This window comes from Pseudomonas sp. GW456-12-10-14-LB2 (assembly GCF_002884345.1).
GTDB lineage: Bacteria > Pseudomonadota > Gammaproteobacteria > Pseudomonadales > Pseudomonadaceae > Aquipseudomonas > Aquipseudomonas paraglycinae.
Window position 1 is genome coordinate 160,279 of the sequence record NZ_POHV01000006.1, and the last position, 18,400, is coordinate 178,678.

The 18,400-nt window shown below is 60.1% G+C and carries 16 protein-coding genes and 2 pseudogenes; 10 read left to right on the forward strand and 8 right to left on the reverse strand.

Annotation, left to right across the window (positions count from 1 at the left end; genetic code table 11):
* Positions 1-6: 6 nt before the first annotated feature.
* The gene (gene gudD / locus C1X29_RS05985) at positions 7-1,350 is read left to right on the forward strand and encodes a glucarate dehydratase (RefSeq protein WP_102687127.1); all 1,344 of its coding nucleotides are present in this window, start codon (positions 7-9) and stop codon (positions 1,348-1,350) included.
* Here the strand turns inward: gudD and C1X29_RS05990 are convergent.
* The gene (locus C1X29_RS05990) at positions 1,347-2,222 is read right to left on the reverse strand and encodes a LysR family transcriptional regulator (protein WP_096822360.1); all 876 of its coding nucleotides are present in this window, start codon (positions 2,220-2,222) and stop codon (positions 1,347-1,349) included. The genes gudD and C1X29_RS05990 overlap by 4 nt on opposite strands.
* A 159-nt stretch (positions 2,223-2,381) precedes the next feature.
* Between C1X29_RS05990 and ampC the strand changes: the two genes are divergently transcribed.
* Positions 2,382-3,548: a class C beta-lactamase gene (gene ampC / locus C1X29_RS05995; RefSeq protein ID WP_102687126.1), complete on the forward strand. Its 1,167-nt coding sequence runs from the start codon at positions 2,382-2,384 to the stop codon at positions 3,546-3,548.
* 61 nt (positions 3,549-3,609) lie between these two features.
* Here ampC and C1X29_RS06000 read toward each other — a convergent pair whose 3' ends face one another.
* Positions 3,610-3,918 carry a hypothetical protein gene (locus C1X29_RS06000; protein WP_256584326.1) on the reverse strand — a complete coding sequence of 103 codons (309 nt, stop codon included), beginning with the start codon at positions 3,916-3,918 and terminating at the stop codon, positions 3,610-3,612.
* Positions 3,919-4,405: 487 nt separating this feature from the next.
* Between C1X29_RS06000 and C1X29_RS06010 the strand changes: the two genes are divergently transcribed.
* Together C1X29_RS06010 and C1X29_RS06015 are read left to right on the forward strand one after the other, a co-directional pair.
* The gene (locus C1X29_RS06010; RefSeq protein WP_102687124.1) at positions 4,406-5,773 is read left to right on the forward strand and encodes an AAA family ATPase; all 1,368 of its coding nucleotides are present in this window, start codon (positions 4,406-4,408) and stop codon (positions 5,771-5,773) included.
* A complete protein-coding gene (locus tag C1X29_RS06015; protein ID WP_102717058.1) occupies positions 5,766-6,386 on the forward strand; it encodes a retron system putative HNH endonuclease in 621 nt (206 codons plus the stop codon). The genes C1X29_RS06010 and C1X29_RS06015 overlap by 8 nt, the downstream gene beginning before the upstream one ends.
* Before the next feature lie 88 nt (positions 6,387-6,474).
* On the opposite strand, the gene C1X29_RS06020 is transcribed toward C1X29_RS06015, so the two are convergent.
* Positions 6,475-7,041 (reverse strand): DUF4174 domain-containing protein, encoded by a 567-nt coding sequence (locus C1X29_RS06020; RefSeq protein ID WP_007951594.1) that lies wholly within the window; start codon positions 7,039-7,041, stop codon positions 6,475-6,477.
* Positions 7,042-7,251: 210 nt separating this feature from the next.
* On the opposite strand from C1X29_RS06020, the gene C1X29_RS06025 reads away from it, so the two are divergent.
* On the forward strand, positions 7,252-7,728 hold the full coding sequence (locus C1X29_RS06025; protein ID WP_085745894.1) for a GNAT family N-acetyltransferase: 477 nt from the start codon (positions 7,252-7,254) through the stop codon (positions 7,726-7,728).
* Here the strand turns inward: C1X29_RS06025 and C1X29_RS06030 are convergent.
* The 3 genes from C1X29_RS06030 to C1X29_RS06040 form a co-directional block, all read right to left on the reverse strand.
* Positions 7,710-8,495: a sulfite exporter TauE/SafE family protein gene (locus C1X29_RS06030; RefSeq protein ID WP_011335062.1), complete on the reverse strand. Its 786-nt coding sequence runs from the start codon at positions 8,493-8,495 to the stop codon at positions 7,710-7,712. The genes C1X29_RS06025 and C1X29_RS06030 overlap by 19 nt on opposite strands.
* Before the next feature lie 105 nt (positions 8,496-8,600).
* Positions 8,601-9,815, reverse strand: a complete 1,215-nt coding sequence (locus C1X29_RS06035; RefSeq protein ID WP_102717059.1) for an MFS transporter — start codon at positions 9,813-9,815, stop codon at positions 8,601-8,603.
* An 81-nt stretch (positions 9,816-9,896) separates the two neighbouring features.
* The gene (locus C1X29_RS06040) at positions 9,897-10,646 is read right to left on the reverse strand and encodes a hypothetical protein (protein ID WP_102717064.1); all 750 of its coding nucleotides are present in this window, start codon (positions 10,644-10,646) and stop codon (positions 9,897-9,899) included.
* Between the two features lie 247 nt (positions 10,647-10,893).
* On the opposite strand from C1X29_RS06040, the gene C1X29_RS06045 reads away from it, so the two are divergent.
* The 3 genes and pseudogenes from C1X29_RS06045 to C1X29_RS06055 all read left to right on the forward strand — a co-directional run bounded on the left by C1X29_RS06045 (position 10,894) and on the right by C1X29_RS06055 (position 13,454).
* On the forward strand, positions 10,894-12,042 hold the full coding sequence (locus C1X29_RS06045) for an aldose epimerase family protein (protein WP_102687119.1): 1,149 nt from the start codon (positions 10,894-10,896) through the stop codon (positions 12,040-12,042).
* 90 nt (positions 12,043-12,132) lie between these two features.
* Positions 12,133-12,954: pseudogene (locus C1X29_RS06050) on the forward strand (aldo/keto reductase).
* 29 nt (positions 12,955-12,983) lie between these two features.
* Complete coding sequence (locus tag C1X29_RS06055) at positions 12,984-13,454, forward strand: DUF1810 domain-containing protein (protein WP_102687117.1); 471 nt, start codon at positions 12,984-12,986, stop codon at positions 13,452-13,454.
* Here C1X29_RS06055 and C1X29_RS06060 read toward each other — a convergent pair.
* A complete protein-coding gene (locus C1X29_RS06060; RefSeq protein WP_173940179.1) occupies positions 13,419-15,779 on the reverse strand; it encodes a DNA polymerase II in 2,361 nt (786 codons plus the stop codon). The two genes, C1X29_RS06055 and C1X29_RS06060, sit on opposite strands and share 36 nt — an antisense overlap.
* A gap of 189 nt (positions 15,780-15,968) precedes the next feature.
* On the opposite strand from C1X29_RS06060, the gene C1X29_RS06065 reads away from it, so the two are divergent.
* Entirely contained in the window at positions 15,969-16,409 is a 441-nt protein-coding gene (locus tag C1X29_RS06065) for a CBS domain-containing protein (RefSeq protein ID WP_064380861.1), read from the forward strand.
* Here the strand turns inward: C1X29_RS06065 and C1X29_RS06070 are convergent, their stop codons facing one another.
* Complete coding sequence (locus tag C1X29_RS06070) at positions 16,410-17,033, reverse strand: glutathione S-transferase N-terminal domain-containing protein (RefSeq protein WP_102717061.1); 624 nt, start codon at positions 17,031-17,033, stop codon at positions 16,410-16,412.
* A gap of 1,077 nt (positions 17,034-18,110) precedes the next feature.
* Between C1X29_RS06070 and C1X29_RS06075 the strand changes: the two are divergent.
* A pseudogene (locus C1X29_RS06075) lies at positions 18,111-18,400 on the forward strand (energy transducer TonB); the annotation flags it as partial.

Genomic DNA, 18,400 nt, shown 5'->3' on the forward strand with positions numbered 1-18,400 from the left:
TCCCAAATGACCGCACACGACATCGCCAAAGCCCCGATCATCACCGAGATGCAAGTCATCCCGGTAGCCGGCCACGACGGCATGCTGCTCAACCTGAGCGGCGCCCACGGGCCGTTTTTCACCCGCAACATCGTCATCCTCAAGGACAACGCCGGCCACACCGGGGTCGGTGAAGTGCCCGGCGGCGAACGTATCCGCCAGACTCTTGAAGACGCGCGCAGTCTGGTGGTCGGCAGCCCGATCGGCACGTATCAGAAGATCCTCAACCAAGTGCGCCAGACCTTTGCCGACCGCGATGCCGGTGGCCGTGGCCTGCAAACCTTCGACCTGCGCATCACCATTCACGCGGTCACCGGGCTGGAAGCCGCCCTGCTCGACCTGCTCGGCCAGCATCTCGACGTGCCGGTGGCGGCATTGCTCGGCGAAGGCCAGCAGCGTGATGAAGTGAAGATGCTCGGTTACCTGTTCTACGTGGGCGATCGTCGGGAAACCGACCTCGCCTACCGCAGCGAACCGGATGCCGACAATGACTGGTTCCGCGTGCGTCACGAGAAAGCCATGACCGCCGACGCCGTGGTGCGCCTGGCCGAGGCTGCCCACGCGCGTTATGGCTTCAAGGACTTCAAGCTCAAGGGCGGCGTACTCAGCGGTGATGCCGAAATCGAAGCGGTGACCGCACTGGCCGAGCGCTTCCCCGACGCCCGCATTACCCTCGATCCGAACGGCGCGTGGTCATTGAAAGAAGCGATCCGTCTGTGCCGCGACCAGCATCATGTGCTGGCCTACGCCGAAGACCCGTGCGGTGCAGAAAACGGTTACTCGGGCCGTGAAGTGATGGCTGAATTCCGTCGGGCCACCGGGCTGAAAACCGCCACCAACATGATCGCCACCGACTGGCGTGAAATGGGCCATGCGATCCAGTTGCAGTCGGTCGACATTCCGCTGGCCGACCCGCATTTCTGGACCATGCAGGGTTCGGTGCGCGTGGCGCAGATGTGCCACGAATGGGGCCTGACCTGGGGCTCGCACTCCAACAACCACTTCGACATTTCCCTGGCGATGTTCACCCACGTCGCGGCCGCCGCGCCGGGCGACATCACCGCCATCGACACCCACTGGATCTGGCAGGACGGCCAGCGCCTGACCAAGGCGCCGCTGCAAATCGTCGACGGCTGCGTGCAAGTGCCGAAGAAACCGGGGCTGGGCGTGGAACTGGACATGGATCAAATGGCCAAGGCCCACGAACTCTATAAAGGCATGGGCCTGGGTGCGCGGGATGACAGCGTGGCGATGCAGTTTCTGATTCCGGGGTGGACGTTCGATAACAAGAAGCCGTGCCTGGTGCGCTAGGCCTGCGCAGCCTCCAGCAACCAGTGCCTGAACGCCGCCATCGCCGACGTCTCAGGCCGTGACTGCAAGCGCGTCAGCCAGTAGCTGCCGGTGGTGATTTCGATGGCAAAGGGTTGGCGGATCAGATCCGCCGCCAGTTGCCGGGCAAACATCAACGGCGGCGCCAGTGCCACCCCGCCGCCCTGCAACGCCGCCTCCATCATCGCCAGCGACGAGTCGAACACGATGCTCTGGGGCGGCGCGGCATGGGTCGCCAGACCGGCTGCGTGAAACCACTCCGGCCACTCATCGGTGCGATAGGAACGCAGCAAACGCTGCTGCAAAAGATCCCCCGGCGCGTGCAACTGTCGGGCGATTTCCGGCACGCACAGCACCGACAACGGCGCCTCCAGCAAACGGGTCGCCTCGATGCCGTGCCACGCCCCGGCGCCAAACCGGATCGCGTAATCCAGCCCTTCGGCGGCCACGTCCACCCGGTTGTTGTTGGTCGACAGCCGCAAATCTATGAGCGGATGTTTCGCCTGAAAGTCCGCCAGCCTCGGCAACAACCAACCCACCGCGAAGGTGCCTACCGCACCGACCGTGAGCATTTCCCGATATTGCCCGCCCGCCAGACGCTCGAGCATCTGCGCGATATGATCGAACGACGTGGTCAGCACCGGCAGCAGGGTTTCGCCCTCGCCGGTCAGCATCAGCCCACGGGGCAGGCGTTTGAACAGGATCACGCCGAGTTGCGCTTCCAGGCTTTTGACCTGATGGCTGACGGCCGCCTGGGTTACGCACAACTCCACGGCCGCACGAGTGAAGCTCAGGTGGCGCGCAGAGGCTTCAAAGGCTCGTAATGCATTCAAGGGCAATTGAGGTCGAATCATGCCAAATCCCAAATTTTTCTAATGGCTCATCCGAGTTTTCATCGTTTGTCGAAAGACGCCGGACTGCCTAGATTTGGCGGCGCCGATCAGCCGGCCCGACGGAAAACGCTCGCAGTGTAGCGGGATAAACCATCAACACTCATGGAGAGTGGTTCACGCATGTCTTCGATCAACCTGAACAAACTCAAGTCCTACAGCGCTTTCGGACTTTTCTTCAGCGCCGCCACCTGCCTGGCCGCCCCGCAAACCGACGATCAGCTGCAGGCGCTGGTCAAGGCCACCGTGACCCCGGTCATGCAACAACAGGACATTGCGGGGCTGGCCGTGGCCGTGACCGTCGACGGCAAGGCACATTACTTTAACTACGGTGTCGCTGACAAAAGCACCGGGCAAGCGGTGAATGAAAACACCCTGTTCGAAATCGGCTCGGTGAGCAAAACCTTCACCGCAACCCTCGCCGCCTACGCCCAGGCCAGCGGCAAACTGGAGTTCTCCGACAAGGCCAGCCAGCACTGGCCCGAACTGAAAGGCAGCGCCTTCGACCACATCAGCCTGCTGCAACTGGGCACCTACAGCGCCGGCGGCCTGCCGCTGCAATTCCCGGACGCCGCGGATTCCGCCGACAAAATGCTCGGCTATTACCAACAGTGGAAACCGACGTATCCGGCCGGCAGCCATCGCCTGTATTCCAACCCGAGCATCGGCCTGTTCGGCTACCTGGCCGCAAAAAGCCTCGGCCAGCCGTTCAATCAGGCCATGACCGAAACCCTGCTGCCGAAACTCGGGCTCAAGCACACCTTCCTGTCGGTGCCGGCCTCTGAAGAGAAGCTCTACGCCCAAGGCTATGACAAGAACAACAAACCGGTTCGTGTCAGCCCCGGCGCCCTCGATTCCGAAGCCTACGGCGTGAAAACCAGCGCAGCCGACCTGCTGCAATACGTCGAGGCCAACCTCGACACCGCCAAACTCGAAACCCCGCTGCAGAAAGCCATCGCCCTCACCCACACCGGCTACTACACCGTCGGCGACATGACCCAGGGCCTGGGTTGGGAACGCTACGCCTACCCCATCAGCCTCGACCGCCTGCTGGACGGCAATTCGACGCCAATGGCCATGGAGGCGCACAAGGTCAAATGGCTGAATCCGCCACAGCCTGAACCGGCGAACGTACTGCTGAACAAGACTGGCTCCACCGCTGGCTACGGCGCGTATGTCGCGTTCGTGCCGTCGAAGAAAGTCGGTATCGTGATTCTGGCGAACCGCAATTATCCGAATGGAGAGCGAGTGAAGATTGCGCACAGGATTCTGGGTGAATTGACCCGGTAATCACGCCATAAAAAAACGGGCGACCTGAGAAGGTCGCCCGTTTTGGTTTGAGGGTTTGAAACTACGCCTGTAGCTTCCAGCCCAGCACATCCATCAGGTCGCAGCTGTCGCGTAGAGGGATTGCCAATACCCGGGCGAAGTCCTGCAGCAGCAAGGCGTCATGGCCAATGCCGTCGCCTAACGAAAGTGTTTCCAGCAACTGGGTCACGCTGCGCAAGCGGTAGGCGGCGGTGCCGTGGAGTACATCTACCGGGGCTTCGCGGTCGATCAGGAGGTAGGGGAAGTGGCAGTCGATGCCGGTGATAGGGATGTAGCGGGGTTTGGTTGATTCGGTGGAAATGTCAGGTGATTCGAAATCCGTTTTCTTCACGGGTGTAACTCCGATGGGATTGTAAAAAACGCTACCCATCTCACTTCCACATGAGGGTGGCAGCTGTACGCAGGTGTGGAAGACCGAGCCAATCACCCGAACCCGGTGCACTCGAAAGCGCTCCCGCGTACAGCCACCATAAGGCCGCGATGTTGACATAAAAGATGTCGCCATGCGCTTTACGGTGCTTGGTGAATGAGTCTGAAAACCGGACTTCCACATCCGACCGCTGATTTTGCAGCGGCCCAATGAGGTTATCGGCGTACGACTCAAGCCACCAGTTCACCAACGCCCCCGCGTTTTGAAGGAAATGTCCGACGGGATTGAAGGGTGTTGCGCAGCTCATCAAGCTGGAATATGCGGCAACTATTTTCATGAGTGACCGGGTGAGATGGAGTATCTACACTCCATCGAATCAATCCGTGGCCGGGGATGACATAATGCGCGCCAAAGCTTTTAAACCGACTGACCCTCGAAGGGCGTTGTAATGGAAATTAACAAATTTTTTATCGAAAATATCGGCAGGTTTGCCGAGTTGGAGATTCAGCTAGCACCAACGAACGCGCACCCATCAAATGTCACGGTCCTCGTAGGAAACAACGGCGCCGGAAAAACCACCCTGCTGAAGTCACTAGCTACTTCTTTAAGTTGGTTTATCGCCAGAATTCGTAATGAGAAAGGCAACGGAAACCACATTTCCGACGAAGACATTCGGATGGGTACCAATGGCAGCATTGTCCTCATTCAGATTGCCGATACTTCTCATCCGCGCACAAAACTTCCTAATGCTGATTCTGAAGCCTCTCTGTTCATTTGGGGCCTTGTACGTGTTCGTCGTGGACGAAAAGCTAATCTTCATAGCTCACTGCTGGAAGCGAGCCTACTGGCAGATCATTACCGCAATCAACTAACCACTAATGAAAGGGCATCGTTACCGTTAGTTGCCTACTATCCAGTAGAACGCTCGGTTCTAGAAATCCCGCTAAAAATAAAAACCAAACACACCTTTGACCAACTAGACGGCTACGACAACGCACTAAACCGAGGTGTCGACTTTCGCCGCTTCTTCGAGTGGTTCCGCGAGCGCGAAGACAGCGAAAACGAAACCGGCATTTCCGATTCGGCGCTGGCTGAAATTTCAGAAAAATTTGGCCCGAACAGCGAGGTCTGGCAAACCCTGTCCAAACTGAAAGCCTCCTCCCGCGACCGTCAACTAACAGCCGTCCGCTCAGCCATCGCCGCTTTCATGCCCGGCTTCACCAACCTGCGCGTGCAACGAAAACCACGCCTGCACATGGCCATCGACAAGGACGGCGTCACCCTCAACGTCGCCCAGCTCTCCCAAGGTGAAAAGTCGATGATGGCGCTGGTCGGCGATATCGCCCGCCGCCTGGCAATGATGAACCAGTCCCTGGACAACCCACTCCACGGCGACGGAATTGTGCTGATCGACGAAGTGGATCTGCACTTGCACCCGAAATGGCAGCGCAGTCTGATCCGCCAACTGAGCGAAACCTTCCCCAACTGCCAGTTCGTGCTGACCACTCACTCGCCACTGGTCATCAGCGACGCCAAGGATGTGCTGGTTTACGTGCTCAATGACGGAGAACTCCACGAACACAACGGCCTGTACGGACTCGATGCCAATCAGGTGCTGCTGGAAGTCATGGACACCGATATCCGCAACAGCGACGTTCAAAAACGCTTGAACGCACTGCTCGAACGCTTGCAGGACGGTGATCTGGAAACCGCACAGAAGCTATTCGCCGAACTGGCAGAAGAACTTCCAGACGGTCATATCGAACTGGCGAAAGCAGCGCTGTTGCTGCGCAAGCTGGAGTTGCGCCGTGCGTAAGATCACTAAGGGACCCGAGCCGGACCAACTCATCAGGTGGAAGCGAGCCAACACCACATCGCGTTACCGGGACCTGCCCAGCGAAGAACGTGTGAGCGTGCGCACGGCCTGTATAGCGGAACAGTTCAGCCTTTGCGCCTATTGCTGCCAAACCATTGCAGGCGACAACTCACATAACGAGCACGTTGAAGCCCAAGATAAAGCCCCCAATCGCACATTGGAGTTCACCAACATCGTCGCCAGTTGCCAGCGCCAGAATCAATGTGGACATCATCGAGGCACCCGCCCACTAGATCTGACGCCTTTGATGGAGGAATGCGAGGCGGAATTGAAGTTTTATCTGTCCGGTAGAGTGACCGGCAAAACTGACCGCGCAAATTCAGCTCTGGAAATTTTGAATCTCGGTCATACCGAAGAAAGCAATCGCGGACTCATAGGGGCGCGGAAACAGCTGGTTGATCAGCTGATCTTTACAGGAGGCATGCAACCCGATGACCTTGAAGATGAAGAGCTACTGGGCATTCTCCTTGATGACATGTTGACTCCCAAGAATGGCCAGCTCGCGGCTTTTTCTCCGGTTCTGGTCAATGTCATCCGTCAGCTCCTGCCCTGATATTCAAAGCATCGGGGTCATTCCGGCGGGCAAAAAAAATGGCGAACGCTTTATAACGTTCGCCATTTTTATTCAGAGCCAACCTCAATCAGTCATCTGGCATTTCCGGCGGCTTGGCCGGTTTGGTCGGCTTCGCCGGTTTAGTTCCTTTCGCGCCTTTGGCCGGCGCCGGTTCTGCAGCAGCCGGGGCCGTCACCACGGTGGAAGTAGTTTCTTTCTCGGCGGCAGGCAGCGCATCAATGGTGTCGAAAATCTTCTTCAAATCGACCGCCGCCGCTTCATCCCCCGAAGCCGTCAGTTTGGTCTCTCCATCCTTGCCCACCAGGAAGACTTTCGGATACGCCCCGGCGCCCAGCTTCAGCGAGCGCAGCAACGCCATGGTTTGCTGCTGCTCCAGACTTTTGCCATCGACCTGACCACTCATGCTCAGGATGGTATAAACCTTGATCTTGCGGTCGGCGATGCCTTGTTTGTTGGCCGGGTCGTCCAGCGCTTTTTTCAGGCTGACCCAATAAGAATCGACCGTACTGGAAGCGATCACGATCACCGGGCGGTTGATGCCCTTGTCGACGTCCAGAGGGGAATCGCCGTCGGCGGCGAACAGGGGGCCGGCAATCGCCAGCAAGAGTGTCAGGGTCAGTGACCTGATGAGCATGCGCATCTCCTTTTGATATCCACGCTCTAATGATTGCGCATCGCGGCGATTGTTCCGGGGGGTGCCCGGCAAAAGTGTTTCGCCTTGCCCAAAGCTTAGGTCAGCACCGATTTTGCGCAACCGGATACGCGCGATCCTCTCGCGCATTTGATTACCTTTTATGACCGCATTAGGGTGGCTGTTCAACCTGTGAAATGGAGTTCAACGCACATGCACATCGACTACCTCTGCCATCACCCGCAACTGATCGAGGAACTGGCCGAACTCAACTTCAAGGAATGGGGCCAGTACAAACCCGAAGACACCCTCGCCAGCCGCACCGAACGCATGCGCGCCGCCTGCGGTAAAGGCGCGATCCCCAGCGTGGTGGTGGCGATCGAAGACGGAAAACTGCTCGGCGGTGCGCTGCTGATCGACCGCGACATGGACACCCGTCCGCAACTGACGCCGTGGCTGGCCGGGGTCTACGTGAAGGCCGAACAGCGTGGTCGCGGCATCGCCTCGCAACTGGTCAACCGCATCGTCGAGGAAGCTGCCGCACTGGGCGTGCCGCAGTTGTACCTGTACACCGATGCCGCGCAGTCGCTGTATGCGCGGCTGGGTTGGGAGGTGCTGGAAGAAACGGAGTACGACGGATTGCCGGTGACGGTGATGAAGCGCGCGCTCGATCAGAACGCCAGCTTGTAACCGATCAACACCAGCATCGTCGCGAGGCACGGGCGCAGCAGTTCATCGGAGACGCGGCCGGTCAGGTGGCTGCCGAGCCAGATGCCCGGCAGCGAGCCGACCAGCAGAAAGCCCAGCACGCCCCAGTCCATGTTGCCCATGCTCGCGTGGCCGAGGCCGGCGACCAGGGTCAGCGGTACGGCGTGGGCGATTTCGGTGCCGACCAGACGACGGGTCGGCAGCAGCGGATAGAGGATGAACAGCGCGACGGTGCCGAGAGCGCCGGCGCCGATGGACGTCAGGGCGACCATGGTGCCGAGGATCAGACCGGTGATCACGGTCATGACATTCAGGCGCGCGCCGCTCGGGTTGTAGTTGCCGCCGGCACGTTTGTGGGCGAATTCCAGCAGGCGCTTCTTGAACAGAATCGCCAGCGCCGTGGCGAACAGCACGAAGCCCAGGGCCTGCTTGATGATGGCGTTCATCGCGTCCGGTGCGGTGTGCAGGGTGCTGAGGAACCACAAGGTCATCGCCACCGCCGGGACACTGCCCAGGGTCAGCCAGCCGGTGATGGCCCAGTCGATGTTCTTGTTCTTCCTGTGGACCAGCACGCCGCTGGATTTGGTGATGGCTGCGTACAGCAGATCCGTGCCCACCGCCGTGGCCGGATTGATACCGAACCACAGCAGGATCGGCGTCATCAACGAACCGCCGCCGACACCGGTCATACCGACGATGAACCCCACGACCAGCCCGGCAATCACCAGGCCGAAATTTGCCAATTCCATTAAGACGTCCAGACAAACCACAGGAAAAATCCGGCCCGCAGGATAACCAGTTTTCTTATAACGCCCTATATCGATAGGATCTATCGTTATGCCATTTCTTCAGCATCAGTGCTGTCGTCGGCCCGGTTTGAAACTGTGAGTGCTGTTCAGCCAGACCGTGGCCAGTGCGATCAGCGACAGGATCAGCAACGCCCACGGAAACGACATCGCCCCTGCCCGGTCCAGCAGCAAACCACCGAACAATCCGCCGCCAGCAATCGCCACGTTCCACGAAGTGGTGAGCATCGCTTGCACCACATCCACATGTTCTCCGGCGGAGTCCGCTGCAGCCGTCAGCAGCAACGTCGCCGAGCCACCGAACGACAGGCCCCACACCGCCATGCATGCATAAATCAGCCAAGGCGACGGCGCGACCAGTGCCAGCACCAGTGCGGTCACGGCAAACACCGCGAGGCTGATCAGCGCCAGCCCGCGCAGCCAGCGATCCACCAGCAGGCCGATAATCCAGATCCCCAGCAGCGAGCACAGACCGAAGACCAGCAGCACCAGATCGACACGTTCGCCAAGACCGGCCTGCGTCAGAAACGGCGCGATGTAGGTGTAGAGAATATTGTGGCCAAGCATCCAGGTCAGCACCACGAACAGCACCGGGCGCACGCCGGGCAAGCGCAGCGACTGCATCAACGGCAAACGCTCGGCGCGGGCCTGACCCGGGCGATCCGGCACCGCAATAACGATCCACGCCGCCAACACCAGCGCCAGTGCCGACATGATCCCGAACGAGGCGCGCCAGCCGATCACGTTGCCCAGCCAAGTGCCGGCCGGCGTGCCCAGCGACAAGGCCACCGGGGTGCCGAGCATGGCAATCGCCAAGGCCCGGCCCTGCTGATGCACCGGCACGATCCCGCGCGCGTAACCGGCCATGATCCCCCACGACAGCCCCGCCGCCATCCCGGCCAGAAACCGCGAGGCCAGGGTCAAACTGTAATGGCTGGAAAACGTGGTGATGGTGTTGAACAGCAGAAACCCGCCGACCGTCATCAGCAGCACCCGCTTGCGCCCCCAGCCACGGGTGGCGACCGTCAGCGGAATCGCCGCGACAATCGAGCCCAGCGCATACAGCGTCACCAGTTGCCCGGCCAGCACTTCGCTGACGTTCAGACCGGCGCCGATCTGTGGCAACAGACCGGCCGGCAGGGTTTCGGTGAGGATGGCGATGAAGCCGGTCATGGCAAACGCCAGCAACGCGGCGTAAGGCATTTTGTCGGTGCGGGTGGCACGTTCCAGGCTCGTGTAATCGGCGCTTGCGGGGTCGGTCATGACAGGTGCAGCTCCCTTTGAGTCAAATCGGACGACGGATTGTATACAAACACGATCATCCGCCACTCTAACCGACTTGGCTCACTGCACTGGCAAAAAATTCAAAAACAGCAGGCTCTGGGCGTAATTCAGGCCAATGCGCCGGTAGCGCTCGTCGAGCATCTGGGTCAGCAGATCCAGACGCGCCACGACTTTACCGAACTCCGTGGCGAAACTCAGGTTGCTGCCCTCCTCGGAAATTTCGTTGGAAAACAGCAGCGGCTGGCCTTCCTTGTTCTGCCGCTGGGCGAGGATCCACGTGGCTTTCTCGATGTTGCGCGCGGCGTTGTTGACGAAGGTCGGGTTGATCGCATCGGTCATGTAAAACTCGGTGCGATTGCCGTGAGCGGTGACCAGCATGCTGCCGATCGCATAGATGAATGCGCCGACCCGGTCGCCGAGGAACTCCGGGCTCATGGCATAGCTCAGCGCCGCCAGGTCTTTTTTGCCGCCGAGGGTCGGCAAAGGCTGTTGCTGCTCGATGGCCAGCCGCACCTGCTTGACCGCCGTGCGGATGTCGAGGAAGCCGGATTTGCGCAGCTCGTCCGGGTTGCGCAGGTACAACTTGCCCATCAAGCGATAGAGGCTGTCGAGGTTGTCGCGCATCGCCAGCGTAGCCATGCGGTCGACGCTGGTCTGGAGGAATTCCTGAGGCCTGCCCTCGCGCATCTGGGTGATGAAATCGTTGCCGTCCTGATGGCTGCAAGCGCCGAGCAACAGCGTCGACAGCAAGGCCAGCAGCAGGCACGGGCGATGAATGAATGCAGTGATGGGGTGCAAAACTCTCGGCATGAATTCTTTGACGGACACGTTCCTGTGCGGCGGAAGTCACCGCACCCTGGCCATGGATAGAGCCGGGGATTTCGCAAAAGTGCAGTGCCGGCGTGGATTCCCGACCTTCGGCGCTAACTGCTTAAGGCATTAAGTCCGACTTTATTTTTGCATTAATCGTTTAATCCGCTATAAATTCCCATTCATCCATTAATTAGCATGACTATTTAAAGATTTTCAAAACAACAACAAAAAGGAAGGTCAACCCATGCTTCAATCCCGACACTCACTCTGCGGCCTCGGACTGTCCCTGATGATCGCCACCCTCACCGCCCAGGCCGCCGGTCTGTCCAGCGAACACAAAGCCTTCGGCAAAACCAATGACGGCACGCCGGTCGAACAATACATCCTGCGCAACAGCCACGGCATGCAAGCCACCGTCATCACCTACGGCGCGACCTTGCAGGCGCTGCAGGTGCCGGACAAACACGGCAAGCTCGACGACATCGTCCTCGGTTTCGACGATGTGCAGGGTTACCAGAAAGGCACCGCGTACTTCGGCGCGACCATCGGCCGCTTCGGCAATCGCCTGGCCGACGGCGCCTTCGAACTCGACGGCAAGCGCTATCAAGTGCCGCAGAACGACAAGACCAACGCCTTGCATGGCGGCACTCAGGGCTTCGACAAAAAGGTCTGGAAGGCGAAGGAAACCAAGGACAAGGATTCGGTCGGCGTGACCCTGACCTACCTGTCGGCGGATGGCGAAATGGGTTTTCCCGGCAACCTCACCACTGAAGTGACCTACAGCCTCACCGACAGCAACGAGCTGCGCATCGACTACAAGGCCAGCACCGACAAACCCACTGTGCTCAACCTGACCAACCACAGCTACTTCAACCTTGCCGGCGCCGGCAATGGCGACATCCTCAAGCAAGTCGCCACCCTGCACGCCAGTCACTACACCCCGGTCACCGCCAAGCTGATCCCGACCGGCGAACTGGCGCCCGTGGCCGGCACACCGATGGACTTCACCAAACCGACCGCCATCGGCCAGCACATCAAGGCCGACCATCCGCAGTTGAAATTCGCCGAAGAAAAACAGGGCGGTTTCGATTTCAACTGGGCGCTGGACACCAAGGGTGACGTCAATAAACTCGCCGCCGAAGTCAGCGACCCACAATCCGGTCGCCACTTGCAGCTGTTCACCAACGAACCGGGCGTGCAGTTCTACACCAGCAACTTCCTCGACGGCACGGTCAAGGGCAAAGGTGGCAAGGTCTATCCGCACTGGGGCGCGTTCACCCTGGAGACTCAGCACTATCCGGATTCGCCGAACCAGCCGAACTTCCCGAGTACCCGCCTCGATCCCGGCCAGACCTACACCCAGAGCGTGGTGTTGAAGTTCTCCGCCAAGTAAGCACCTGGCCTCTTTTCTGGAACCGGACGGAACCCGTGGGCTATCCTGCTGCCCACCCAAGGTATCGACCGTTTCAGAAAGGAGGTTTGAATGCGTACCCTCGAATTGGCTGGCGTGCAGGTTCCGGTGATTGGCCAGGGCACCTGGCGCATGGGCGAAGACCGCTCGGCGCACAAGCGTGAAGTCGCGGCCCTGCGCAGCGGCATCGAGCTGGGCATGACCCTGATCGACACCGCCGAAATGTACGCCGAGGGCGGTGCCGAAAGCGTGGTCGGCGAAGCCATCGCCGGCCTGCGCGATCAAGTGTTTCTGGTGAGCAAGGTCTACCCGCACAACGCCAGCCGCAAAGGCATTCCCCAGGCTTGCGAGCGCAGTCTGCGCCGGCTCGACACCGATTACATCGACCTCTATTTGCTGCATTGGCGCGGCCAGTATCCGCTGGAAGAAACCGTCGAAGCCTTCGAGCGTCTGCGCGAGGACGGCAAGATCGGTCGCTGGGGCGTGTCGAACTTCGATGTCGATGATCTTGAGGAACTGTCGAGTTCGGTCTGCGCGACCAATCAGGTGCTGTACAACCTGGAAGAACGCGGCATCGAATTCGACCTGCTGCCGTAGTGCCAGCAACAGCGCATGCCGCTAATGGCGTACTGCCCGATCGGCCAGGGCGGCGCCATGCTTGCCGAGCCGGTGCTGAAACAGATTGCCGCTCGTCACGGCGTGACCCCGGCACAGGTTTCGCTGGCGTGGATTCTGCGTCAGGATGGGGTGATTGCGATTCCCAAGGCCGTGCGCCCGGAACACGTGCAGCTCAATGCACAAGCGGCGCAGCTTCAACTTGATGCCGGGGATCTGGCGGCGCTGGACCAGGCGTTTCACGCGCCACAACGCAAGCAGCGGCTGGCCATGGTCTGAGCCACCGCCGACTGACAGAGGGCTTCGCCATGAGAAGCACTGATCAGGACGATCCATTCAACCTGCAACGCTTCGTGCTCGCTCAGGATCCGGTGTTCGAACGGGTCCAGCGCGAGCTCGGCGAGGGCCACAAGCGCAGCCACTGGATGTGGTTTGTGTTCCCCCAGTTCGCCGGGCTCGGGGGCAGCGAGATGTCGCGGCGGTTCGCCATCGGCTCGGCCGGTGAGGCCAAGGCCTATCTGGCCCATGAGCTGCTCGGCGCCCGGCTGCGCACGTGTGCGCAGCTTGTACTGAATGTGCGGCAGCGTTCGATTGCCGAGATCTTCGGCCATCCGGACGACCTGAAATTCCACTCATCGATGACCCTGTTCGCCCAGTTCGCCGACGACGACAGCCTCTGGCATCAGGCGCTGGAGCGTTACTTCCACGGCATTCAGGACGAATGGACCCTGCAACTGCTGGACTCAAAACAGGCCCAGTTGTCCCCCGATCAGGGTTGAGAAATCGTCGTCGACAAACGGCAGGATCGCATCCGCCACCGGTTGCAGCTGGCGGGTGATGTAGTGGTCGTAGTCGATGGCCGCGCGGCGCACTTCCAGCGGTTCGGGCCCGGCCAGGGTGATGACGTAGCTGATCCAGCCGCCGTTCTGGTACTGGCGCGGGCGACCGTGCTGCGCGTTGTAATCGTCCGCCAGCCGTGCGGCGCGCACGTGGGGCGGCACGTTGCGTTCGTAGTCGTCGAGGGTGCGGCGCAGGCGCTTGCGGTAAACCAGTCGTTCGTCGAACGCGCCGGCCAACGTCTTGCGCACGTACTCGCGCACGTAATCCTGATACGGCTTGCGCTGGAAGATCCGCTCGTACAGTTCCTGCTGAAATTGCCGGGCCAGCAGCGACCAGTCAGTGCGCACGGTTTCCAGGCCTTTGTAGACCATTTCTTCGCTGCCGTCGGCGCGGGTCACCAGACCGGCGTAGCGCTTTTTGCTGCCCTCTTCCGCGCCACGGATGGTCGGCATCAGGAAGCGCTTGTAGTGGGTTTCGAACTGCAATTCGAGGGCGCTTTCCAGCCCGTACTGCTCACGCACATGCTCGCGCCACCAGTCGTTGACGTGCGCAACCAGCGCCCGGCCAATGGTCGCCGCTTCTTCCTGACCGTGGGGGCGACGCAGCCAGACAAATGTCGAGTCGGTGTCGCCATAAATCACCGCATGCCCCTGAGCCTCGATCAGTTGCCGAGTGCGCAACATGATTTCGTGGCCGCGCAGGGTGATCGATGAAGCCAGCCGCGTATCGAAAAACCGGCAACCGCTGGAACCGAGCACACCGTAGAAGGCGTTCATGATGATCTTCAGCGCCTGGGACAACGGCGCGTTGTGTTCGCGCTTGGCGGTCTCGCGACCCTCGGCGACCCGGGCGACGATGGACGGCAGGCAATGCCGGGTGCGAGAGAAACGAGCGCCGCGAAAACCTGCCACCGAGTCGCTGTCGTCAGGATGCTGCAAGCCTTCGATCAAGCCCACCGGGTCGATCAGAAAGGTACGGATGATCGACGGATAAAGGCTCTTGTAGTCGAGCACCAGCACCGATTCGTACAGCCCCGGTTGCGAGTCCATGACAAACCCGCCGGGACTGGCCTGCGGTGGATTGGTGCCGAGGTTCGGCGCCACAAAACCCTGGCGGTGCATCAGCGGCATGTACAAATGCGTGAACGCCGCCACCGAGCCGCCGCTGCGATCCGCCGGCAGGCCGGTGACGCTGGCGCGCTCGAGCAAAAATTTCAGCAGTTCGGTCTTGGCGAAGATCCGCGTGACCAGCTCGCAGTCCTTGAGGTTGTACTTGGCGAGCGCCGGTTTGTCCTCGGCGAACATGCGGTTGATCTCGTCCATGCGCTGGTACGGATTGTCGATGGATTTGCCTTCGCCAAGCAAAGTCTGGGCAACGTTTTCCAGACTGAACGACGGAAAGCTCCAGGTCGCCGAACGCAGGGATTCGATGCCGTCGATGATCAACCGTCCCGCCGCTGCAGCGAAGTAGTGATTGCGGCTGCCGTGTTCGCGCCACTGCATTTCCTCGCCGCCACGCCCGAGCTTGAGCGGCACGCCGAGACGCCGGGCGTGTTCGTGGAGGATGCGCAGATCGAACTGCACGAGGTTCCAGCCGATGATCGCGTCGGGGTCGTGACGGGCGAACCAGTCGTTGAGCTTCTTCAGGATCAGGGTGCGCGATTCGCAGTACTCAAGATCGAAATCGACGATGCTGTGATCGCCGTTCGGTGCGCCGAGCATGTACACCTGCCGTTCGCCGCAGCCTTCCAGCGCGATGGAGTACAAATCGCCCTGCTCGGTGGTTTCGATGTCCAGCGAGACCAGCCGCAGTTGCGGACGATAGTCGGGCGCTGGCTTGAGGTGGGCGTCGAGCAGCACACCCTCGGCATCGGGCGTGCCGCTGAACCACACCGGCGCGGTGATGAAACGCTCCATCAGGTAGCGCTCGGGTGGTCGCACATCGGCTTCGAAGACGTCGACACTGTGGCGGTTGAGCGCGGTTTCCAGGCGCATCAACTGACCGTGCTGCTGGCAATACAGACCGAGCACCGGGCGATGCTCGAAATCCTGCAAGGCCAGGGGGCGCAGTTCGACGTTCTTTTCGTCCGCCAGCACCCGCTCGGCCTGCTCGCGCTGCGCCGCAGGGATGAATGCCACCGACGGCTGATGCGGCAGGCGCACACGGCGCGGCCCGGCGTCGGTCGCCAGCCAGAACTCGACTTCGGTGCCGGCCGGGGTGTCGCGCCAATGCCGGGTCAGGACGAAGCCCTGCTGTAAATCCACCACTGCAACCTCAGGAATTGATTCAGACGGGCATTCTACGCGGCATTGCCGTAACCCGTGACAAAGGCCTCGCCATGAAAAACCCGGTCAAATGACGTTTTTTGCGTGTTATCTGCCGTTTTGCGGCCTTGCCCTGCGCGCCTGCGTCTACGATGCTTGGAGAACAACGACAACACCTGAGTAACCGCCATGAAAACCGTCGCCCAGCTGCTCAAGCTCAAAGATCCGAAAAATCAGGAAGTGCACCAGATCAAACCCGATCACATGGTGCTCGAAGCGCTGATGAAAATGGCCGAGAAGAACGTCGGCGCCTTGCTCGTGGTGGAAGACGACAAAGTGGTGGGCATCATCAGCGAGCGCGATTACGCGCGCAAACTGGTGCTGCACGGGCGCTCCTCGGTGGGCACGCCGGTGCGCGACATCATGGTGGCGAACGTGATCACGGTGGACACCCACCAGACCGTCGACACTTGCCTGGGCATCATGTCCGACAAACGCTTGCGTCACTTGCCGGTGGTGGAGAACGGCAAGCTGATCGGCCTGCTGTCGATCGGCGACCTGGTCAAGGAAGCGATTGCCGAACAGGCCGAGCTGATCAAACAGCTGGAGCAGTACATTCGCGGGGAGTGATCAGCCGGGCCAATGCCGCGCAAAGACCGGCGCCAGCACCGGGTGTCGGTCGATGCGCTGCAGCCACGCATGGAAACCGGGTCGGGCCTGGCGCAGGTGTTCGCGGGCACCGGCCCAGCGCGTGACCACCGCCGCCAGCACATCCAGTGCGCCCGGTGTTTCATCGTCCAGGTACAGCTCGGCCGAGAACTGATCGGCAAACACCTCCCAGCTCCAGTGCAGTCGTTCCCGCGCCCCCGCCATCAAATTCTGCCGCGAGGCCTCGTCCGGCATCACCAGCCAGCGTTCCGGGTAATCAATAATCCCGATGGCCGCATAGCAATTGCTGACGATGTACACCAGGCCCCGAATCGCCTGATCGCGGTCAGCGCCGTTGGCCGGCAGCAGGCCGGATTGCGCAAAGCTTTGCCCCAGATGAATCAGGATCGCCGCACTTTCGGTGATGACACTGCCGTTCGGCAGTTGCAGGGTCGGGATCTGTTTGAGCGGATTGAGCCGCGCCAGCTCCTGCGCCGCTTCCGCGCTGGCCTCGATATCGATGAAGCGGTAAGCCACCTGACACAGCTCGAGCGCCGCCTCGATGGCCGCCGCCCCTGAATTGCGATGTCCGTAGAGCTGATACATATCCCCTCCTCCACTGCGAAAGGCATCCTGCCTGGCCCTATTTATAGCTGTTGTATCGAATTTGGCACGGATTGCGCATTCATCGGCAGCTTGCGAATCCCTGATCTCGCAAAACAGCGCTGGCGGTGCCCATCCCGCACCAAGAGCAATCAGCGAACGCTATCCGCGTTCTTGTAAGGTGCGATACCGAACCAAAAGTTCGCGTATCCGAGCTGGCAACAAGGAGTTCACCGCGTGAATCTTCATCTGCTGCGCCACACTCTTCTCTCCGTGCCCCTGTACCTGCGCCGTGTTCGTCCTGCGAACTGTCCGTGCATTCCTTTTATTACCTGAACGCCTGCACTATTTATTTTTTAAATAGCACGCAAGAAGTCATTGCGTGCGCGCTGCATTAATGAATGCAACAACACATTGTTCGACAATAACTTCTAGACAGCACACTGCTACAACTTTCGCTGTTCGGCGTTAATCTCCGAAGCGCACCAAAACTGCACTATCAATCATTACCCCGAACGCGATTTTATTTAGACAAGAACAAGGAACAGCGCCTGTGACCCGCTAAAACACTGACCCGCACCAAATCAGTCCGCCACGCACCATCACGCGTCCTGGCCGACACGAGAACAGCCGCTCTATCTCGCTGAACAGCGCGATACCGCGCCAGGCCTGTCTCGCCTTTGAAAAAGCCCTGCAAACAGGGCCGTCGGGAGGTTATGCGCCCATGAAAACCGGCGTGCCTGATGAAACTTATATAAATGCGACATACGTATCATCCGTGAAATAACCGCTACACATTTGTTTACTGTTTGGCACAGCGGTTGCTATTGCATCAACCATGAGGGCAAGAACGATATTCGCCACTCAATCACACTCACTTATAAAAGAACAGCCACGGACCGGATCAATGAACCATCGAAGTCGGCATTACTGAAACAACACGCTGCACAAGCCCTGTTCAATAGATAGTTCAACTATCGGCTTCTGCACACCCGTATGAAAGTTGCGACCACTCACTCGAACAACGCTGTGTTGTTCGAACGGCACCTTATTGCCCTTCATCCACCCGAGGGAGCTTTAATGAACGATGCGGTAAAGCACAGAACGCCGCCGGGGCCAGTACCGAACGCAGCGCTTGCGTCGGTGGCGGGTCGGCCCGTCTACAAGGCCAACACTTCGCAGCCCGGCGGCCTGAACAAACAGCAGATGCTGTTGCTGGTGGCGGTGTCGGCGCTGATACACGGCGGCGCCTGGTGGTTTTTCCAGCAGGCGCGGGCCGAGCCGCTGCCCACGCCACCGGAAATTCCGGAAATGACCGTCGAGCTGACCAGCCCGACACCGCCGGCCCCGCCGACACCGGAGCCACCTCC

Excerpts from the sequence above, each read along its gene's own strand:
- gudD (WP_102687127.1), top strand. The coding sequence starts at position 7 with ATGACCGCACACGACATCGCCAAAGCCCCGATCATCACCGAGATGCAA.
- C1X29_RS05990 (WP_096822360.1), bottom strand. The coding sequence starts at position 2,222 with ATGATTCGACCTCAATTGCCCTTGAATGCATTACGAGCCTTTGAAGCC.
- ampC (WP_102687126.1), top strand. The coding sequence starts at position 2,382 with ATGTCTTCGATCAACCTGAACAAACTCAAGTCCTACAGCGCTTTCGGA.
- C1X29_RS06010 (WP_102687124.1), top strand. The coding sequence starts at position 4,406 with ATGGAAATTAACAAATTTTTTATCGAAAATATCGGCAGGTTTGCCGAG.
- C1X29_RS06020 (WP_007951594.1), bottom strand. The coding sequence starts at position 7,041 with ATGCTCATCAGGTCACTGACCCTGACACTCTTGCTGGCGATTGCCGGC.
- C1X29_RS06025 (WP_085745894.1), top strand. The coding sequence starts at position 7,252 with ATGCACATCGACTACCTCTGCCATCACCCGCAACTGATCGAGGAACTG.
- C1X29_RS06030 (WP_011335062.1), bottom strand. The coding sequence starts at position 8,495 with ATGGAATTGGCAAATTTCGGCCTGGTGATTGCCGGGCTGGTCGTGGGG.
- C1X29_RS06035 (WP_102717059.1), bottom strand. The coding sequence starts at position 9,815 with ATGACCGACCCCGCAAGCGCCGATTACACGAGCCTGGAACGTGCCACC.
- C1X29_RS06040 (WP_102717064.1), bottom strand. The coding sequence starts at position 10,646 with ATGCCGAGAGTTTTGCACCCCATCACTGCATTCATTCATCGCCCGTGC.
- C1X29_RS06045 (WP_102687119.1), top strand. The coding sequence starts at position 10,894 with ATGCTTCAATCCCGACACTCACTCTGCGGCCTCGGACTGTCCCTGATG.
- C1X29_RS06055 (WP_102687117.1), top strand. The coding sequence starts at position 12,984 with ATGAGAAGCACTGATCAGGACGATCCATTCAACCTGCAACGCTTCGTG.
- C1X29_RS06065 (WP_064380861.1), top strand. The coding sequence starts at position 15,969 with ATGAAAACCGTCGCCCAGCTGCTCAAGCTCAAAGATCCGAAAAATCAG.
- C1X29_RS06070 (WP_102717061.1), bottom strand. The coding sequence starts at position 17,033 with ATGTATCAGCTCTACGGACATCGCAATTCAGGGGCGGCGGCCATCGAG.